The organism is Sphingomonas sp. 66-10 (genome assembly GCF_001897045.1).
In the GTDB taxonomy this organism is placed as follows: Bacteria; Pseudomonadota; Alphaproteobacteria; order Sphingomonadales; family Sphingomonadaceae; genus Sphingomonas; species Sphingomonas lycopersici.
In genome coordinates this window covers 30,330-36,113 of record NZ_MKRR01000098.1, presented here as the reverse complement: position 1 = coordinate 36,113, position 5,784 = coordinate 30,330, and the positions used below count along the sequence as shown (strand labels likewise).

The window sequence follows — 5,784 nt, the reverse complement described above, 5'->3', positions numbered from 1 at the left end:
ATCCCTATTGGATCGAGGATCCCGAATTCGATCTGGAATTCCACGTCCGCCACATCGCTCTGCCCAAGCCGGGTGACTGGCGCCAGCTCTGCATCCAGGCGGCGCGGCTCCATGCCCGGCCGATGGACCTGACCAAGCCGCTGTGGGAATTCACCGTGATCGAGGGGCTCGATAATATCCCCGGGTTGCCCCCCGGCTGCTTCGCGCTGATGTGCAAGGTGCATCACGCCGCGATCGATGGCATGTCGGGGGTGGAAATGTCGGCGGCGGTCCATTCGATCACCCCGGATACCACCGCCCCGGCGGACGACGATCCGTGGGAAGCCGAGAATATGCCGCACGTCGCCGACCTGCTGGCACGGAGCTATTTCAACAGCCTCGTCCAGCCGATGCGCGTGATGGAGACGATCGGGCGGTCGTTGCCCGGCATGGGGCGGCTCGCGGCGCAGGTGCGCAAGGGCGATGTGTCGCTGCGCAACACCCGGCCCGCGCCCAAGACGCGCTTCAACGGCAAGGTCGGCGCGCATCGCGTATGGGATGCGGTGCCTTTTTCGCTCAAGGAGATCCGCGCGCTCAAGGAAGCGGTGCCCGATGCGACGGTCAACGACGTGGTGCTGTCGATCGTCGGCGGCGCGCTCCGGCGCTACCTCCAGTCGAAGGACGAGCTGCCCAAGGAGACGCTGACCGCGATGGCGCCGATCTCGGTGCGGCAGGAGGGCGAGAAGGCGGCGCTCGGCAATCTCGTCTCGGCGATGGTGGTCGGGCTCGGGACGCATATCGAGGATGCGCTCGAACGGCTGCGCTTCGTCCATGACGAGGCGGTTAATTCCAAGGCGATGACCAATGCGGTCGGCGCCAAGAACCTGTCCGATTATTCGCAACTGATGCCCAGCGCACTCGCCGGTCTCGCCGCGCGGCTCTACACGCGGATCGGCGCGGTCAACGCGCATGCCCCGGCGTATAATTGCGTCGTCACCAATGTGCCGGGCAGCCGCGTGCCGCTCTATTTCTGCGGCGCCAAGATGGTCGGGATGTACGGCACCGGGCCGGTGTTCGACGGCATGGGGCTGATCAACCCGGTCTATAGCTATGGCGATACGATCGCGATCAGCTTCACCAGCGATCGCGATATCATGCCCGATCCGGAGAATTATGCGCAGGCGCTGCGCGATAGCTTTGCCGCGTTGAAGGAGGCGGTGGCGCGTATCGGCGCCCCGCCACCGGTCGAGGCGAACGAAAACCGTCCCGCGCGCCCGCGCCGGGCGGCTGGTCGCAAGAGAGGAGAGGGATGATGGCACAACAACCACGCAAGACCGCCAGCGATCGCGCGAAGGCCGCCGCCGACAAGGTACGCGAGGGTGCGGAAAAAGCGCGCGAGACGATCAAGGAACGCGTCGTCGATCCCGCCAAGCGCGCCGGCGAGGCGATGAAGGCCTCCAGCGAGAAGGCGCTGGAGAACAACAAGGCGATCGGGCTCAAGATGCTTGATCAGGCCGAGACCAATACCCGCGAGGCGTTCGCCGCGATGCGCGCCGCGGCATCGGCCAAGGATCTGTCCGAAGTGATGAAGATCCAGGGCGATTTCCTGCGCGAACAGGGCAATCGATCGATGGCGCAGGCGCGCGAGGTGGGGGAACTGATCATGCAGTTCGGCCGGGAGGCGGTTGGCACGTTCAAGGCGCCGGGGAAGAAATAGCCGACAGAAGCCAGATAACCCCCGTCATCCCGGCCTTGAGCCGGGATCCATCCGGCCTTGAGCCGGGATCCATTGTGCCTCAAGCTCTGCGGCAAGAGGCGCTTGCATCTGCGCCTGCCTCTCGATGGACCCCGGCTCAAGGCCCGGGTGACGGCTGTTGTCGGGATACTCGCTCCGTTCGCCCCGACCTTGTGAGGGCATGAAAGTAATAATTTCATGGGACCCGCTGGAGGGCCGCCCTTCTTCCTTGGAAGAAAAGTGCAGGGCTTCGACAAGCTCAGCCCGAACGGGGATAGGGAAGTGGAGTCCCTCAGGCGTGCCCGGCGCTGGGATAGAATAACGCCCGCAATCCCCCGCGCCGGAACGGCCGCCAGCCGTCCTCGGGCAGCGCCAGCCGGTCGGCGATCGCGTAGAGCACCGCGGGGTTGACCCCCAGCCCGCAATGGCTGCCGTGGACCTCGATATTGTCGCTGAACGCGCCGAGCGGCTCGATGCAATTTTGCCACGCGACGATGCCGTCCTCGCGGCTCCAGATCGCGGTGGCGGGCACCGGGGGCGGGGTCGCGCCCTCGGCGAGTTGCGCGCGGGTCTGCTTGTCGTCGACCAACTGGCCGGTGAACAATTCATAGGCGCGCCACACATTGGTCGAGCGCGGCGAGCCGGTGAAGGGCGAGCCAAGCGAGATCACCTGCCGCACCTTCTCGGGTGCCTGGCGCGCAGCGATCCGCGCCATCACCCCGCCGAGGCTCCAGCCGACGAGGCTGACCTTGCGCCCGGCCTCGGCGTAGATCGCTTCGAGCCGCGCGAGCAGCTTTTCGCCTTCGCGCCCGATCGCCTTGGGGCCGAGGTTGCGCCCAAGATCCCAGCGATAGGCGTCATAGCCGAGCCGCCGCAGATAGCGGCGCAGCACCGTGGTCGAGGCGTCGGTGGTGGTGAAGCCGGGAAGGACGAGCACCGGATGCCCGTCGCCGCGCGGCGCGGTCGCCAGCAACGGCGCCGCGATCGGCAGCGACCCGAATTCGGCCAGCGCACGCGGCAATTCGGTCAGCGCGAGCAGCGGTGAAGGCGGGGGCGGGATATCGGTTGGCGCGGCAGCGGCCATTAGCAGTTTCTCCTGTCGTTCCGGCATCTACGCGCCGGCTGTTATTTTTGTTCAGTAATCAGGCTATAATCATTAAAAAGCTAAGGGAAGTAAATTCTAGGCTTCATCAAAGCCGTAAGCGCGTTGCGATGCTTCGTGGCGGGCGAGATCGAGGCTGAGGATCGCCAGATCGTGCGGCTGGCCGCTGCGATCGCGCACCTGATCCTTGAGCAATGCTTCGCCACGGAACCCCAGGCTTTCGAACAATGCGACCGAATTGCGCTGATCGGGGGTCATCGCCGCGGTGAGCTTGGCGAGCCGCCGTTCGACCGCCACCGCCATGATCGCCTGCAGCAGATCGCGCCCCAACCCGGCGCCGCGCCGTTCCGACGACACCAGAAGCCGCACCTCGCCGACATGCGCCGACCAGCCGAGCGGATCGCGCACCAGCGCGACCGAGCCGACGATCTCGCCGTCCTTCTCGGCGAGCAGGCTGTCGATCCAGCCGTCGTCGATCGCCGTCAGCCACGCCTCGACGACGCGCGGGTGTTTGAGATCGCGGCCGAGGAACAACAGGTCATGCTCGGGCAGGTCTTGCGCGAAGGCGATCATCGCGTCGCGGTCGGGGCTGCGGAAACGTCGGATGCGTTGGCTCATATCGATCGCTCCGCCAGCCAGTTCGCCAGCGCGGGCCACATGCGCTTGATCGCATTGCCCCCCGCGACGAGGCTGACATGCCCCCCTTTCAGCATGATTTCCTGTTTGTCGGGCGATCCGATCATTCCGAGCAGCGGCGCCGATGCCTCGCGCGGGACGATATGATCATGCTCCGCCGCGAGATGCAGAAACGGCACCGTGATGCCGCCAAGATCGATCGCGCGCCCGCCGACGGTCATCGTGCCCTTGTACAGGCTGTTGTCCCACATCAGCTTCTTGGTCGTCTGGCGGAAATATTCACCGGCGAGCGGCAGGGTATCGGTGTTCCAGCGTTCGAACATGCGGAACGACTTCACATATTCGTCGTCCCACAGATTGTCGTAGAGCCGCATATTGGCTGCGGTGCGCGCCGCCGGGCGCAGCATGTCGAACGAGGCGTAGAGCATGTCGCCCGGCACGTTGCCGAACGTATCGACCAGCCGGTCGACATCGAAGAAGCGCGGGTCGGACCAGGCGCTGAACAGGTCCATCCGCGAAAAATCGATCGGCGTGGTGAAGGTGACGAGATTGGCGAGCCCCTGCGCCGGATGCAGCGCGGCATAGAGCAGGGAGAGCACCCCGCCGAAGCAATAGCCGACCATGCTGACATCGGGCTCGCCGGTCTCCTCCCTGACCCGCGCGACGGCCGCGGGAAGGAAATCGAGCACATAGCTTTCGAGCGTCAGCGAGCGTTCGTGGCTGCGCGGCGCTTCCCATTCGAGCATGAACACGTCGAACCCGGCGCGGAGCAGGAATTCGACCAGGCTCTGCCCCGGCACCATATCGAAGATAAAGCCGCGGTTGGTGGTCGCCATCACCAGCAGGATCGGCACGCGATAGACCTCGTCGGTCATCGGCCGATAGTGATTGAGCCGCATCGGCCCGCGTTCGATCAGCACCTCCCGCGGGGTCGCGCCGACCACCGGGGCAGGGGAGGTGAAGTAATTCAACCCCTTGATATTCCGCGCCATCATCCGTTCGAATTCGCCCTGGGCGGCCGAGATCGGATCGATCGTCGCGGTTTGCTGCATCAGCTTGCCTTGCTTGGTGGTTTGCGGCTGCGGCTGGGGCGCGGCTTGGCCGGATCGGGGCCGCCGCTGCCGAGCTTCGCCTCGATCCGGGCGAGCGTCGCCTCGATCCCTGCGACGCGCCGCGCGAGATCATCGAAATCGGCGCGGCTGGGCAGATTGGCGGCGGCGAGCACGCGCTCCATCACCTGATGCGTATTCGCCTGCATATTGGCGGTGGCGGCGGTCGCCGCGCTCATCCCGCGGACGAATTCTTCGCTCTTGAGCGCGTCGCCGCCGAAATTGTTTACGGCCTTTTCCCAATGACCCAGCATGTCCCGAAAGAAAGCCGCCGGATCTGAAGGGTTGCTGGTCATTGCAACAAGGAGACTTTCACGGCGCGCCGCACCGGTCAAGGGTCATTGCTGCGGGGTTTGTTGCGCAGCAGGCACCGGGCCCGCCGCATTAGCCTCGATCAGCGAATCCCCGCCGAGGCTGCGGTAGAGCGTGACGAGGTTGGTCGCGCGGGTCAGCCGGGTCTGCACCAACGTGCGCTGCGCGGTATAGAGCGAGCGCTGCGCGACGAGGCTGGCGAGGAAGGTATCGATCCCGCCACGATAACGCGCGTCGCTCAGCCGGTAATTGTCGAGCGCGGCGTCGCTGTTGCGTTGATCGGCGGCAAGCTGGTCGCCGATCGTCCCGCGCCGGGCGAGTGCATCGGCGACTTCGCGGAACGCGGTCTGGATCGCTTTCTCATAGCCGGCGAGCGCCGCATCGCGCTGCGCCTCGGATTGCGCGACCCCCGCCTGCGCCGCGCCGGCGTTGAAGATCGAATAGCGCACGCTGGGCGAGGCCGAATAATTGAACGCATTGCTGGTGAACAGATTGCGCAGCGCATTGCTCGCAAAGCCCGCGAACCCGGTGAGCGACAATGTGGGGAACAATTGCGCGCGCGCCGCGCCGATCTGCGCATTGGCGGCGCGGAGCGTATATTCCGCGCTCACCACATCGGGGCGCCGCAGCAGGATGCGCGAATCGAGCCCGGCGGGGAGATCGCCGATCGTCGCGGCGGCTTCCTCGATCGAGCCGGGCAGCAGCACCGGGTCGATCGGCGCGCCGACCAGCAATTGCAACGCGTTGATATCCTGCGCCAGCGCGGTCTTCTGCGCGGCGACATCGGCTTCTGCGCCGGCGAGTATCTGTTCGGCCTGGCGCAGATCGGTGCGCGGCGCGATCCCGCCCTTCAGCCGCGCAGCGGTGAGCGACACGCTGCGTTGCGCATTGGCGACGGTCTGCTCGGCGAT

7 protein-coding genes are annotated in these 5,784 nt (G+C 65.9%); 2 read left to right on the top strand and 5 right to left on the bottom strand.

Annotated elements, in window-relative coordinates:
• Together BGN95_RS08855 and BGN95_RS08850 are read left to right on the top strand one after the other, a co-directional pair.
• Window positions 1-1,292: wax ester/triacylglycerol synthase family O-acyltransferase (locus BGN95_RS08855; protein WP_286772422.1), on the top strand; the 1,292-nt coding region annotated here is incomplete at its 5' end.
• Entirely contained in the window at window positions 1,292-1,696 is a 405-nt protein-coding gene (locus tag BGN95_RS08850; protein WP_265268372.1) for a phasin family protein, read from the top strand. The genes BGN95_RS08855 and BGN95_RS08850, both read left to right, overlap by 1 nt.
• 310 nt (window positions 1,697-2,006) lie before the next feature.
• On the opposite strand, the gene BGN95_RS08845 is transcribed toward BGN95_RS08850, so the two are convergent.
• The 5 genes from BGN95_RS08845 to BGN95_RS08825 form a co-directional block, all read right to left on the bottom strand.
• Window positions 2,007-2,798 carry an esterase/lipase family protein gene (locus BGN95_RS08845; protein WP_179511736.1) on the bottom strand — a complete coding sequence of 264 codons (792 nt, stop codon included), beginning with the start codon at window positions 2,796-2,798 and terminating at the stop codon, window positions 2,007-2,009.
• Window positions 2,799-2,894: 96 nt separating this feature from the next.
• Window positions 2,895-3,434, bottom strand: a complete 540-nt coding sequence (locus BGN95_RS08840; protein ID WP_179511735.1) for a GNAT family N-acetyltransferase — start codon at window positions 3,432-3,434, stop codon at window positions 2,895-2,897.
• A complete protein-coding gene (locus tag BGN95_RS08835) occupies window positions 3,431-4,504 on the bottom strand; it encodes a PHA/PHB synthase family protein (RefSeq protein ID WP_179511734.1) in 1,074 nt (357 codons plus the stop codon). Before BGN95_RS08835 ends, BGN95_RS08840 begins: the two co-directional genes overlap by 4 nt.
• Window positions 4,504-4,857, bottom strand: coding sequence for a hypothetical protein (locus BGN95_RS08830; protein ID WP_179511733.1), 354 nt, complete (start codon window positions 4,855-4,857; stop codon window positions 4,504-4,506). Before BGN95_RS08830 ends, BGN95_RS08835 begins: the two co-directional genes overlap by 1 nt.
• 42 nt (window positions 4,858-4,899) lie before the next feature.
• Window positions 4,900-5,784, bottom strand: an 885-nt coding sequence (locus BGN95_RS08825) for an efflux transporter outer membrane subunit (protein WP_286772421.1), incomplete at its 5' end; no start/stop codon positions are given.

Coding starts and splice junctions, on each gene's coding strand:
- BGN95_RS08850 (WP_265268372.1), top strand. CDS start 1,292: ATGGCACAACAACCACGCAAGACCGCCAGCGATCGCGCGAAGGCCGCC.
- BGN95_RS08845 (WP_179511736.1), bottom strand. CDS start 2,798: ATGGCCGCTGCCGCGCCAACCGATATCCCGCCCCCGCCTTCACCGCTG.
- BGN95_RS08840 (WP_179511735.1), bottom strand. CDS start 3,434: ATGAGCCAACGCATCCGACGTTTCCGCAGCCCCGACCGCGACGCGATG.
- BGN95_RS08835 (WP_179511734.1), bottom strand. CDS start 4,504: ATGCAGCAAACCGCGACGATCGATCCGATCTCGGCCGCCCAGGGCGAA.
- BGN95_RS08830 (WP_179511733.1), bottom strand. CDS start 4,857: ATGACCAGCAACCCTTCAGATCCGGCGGCTTTCTTTCGGGACATGCTG.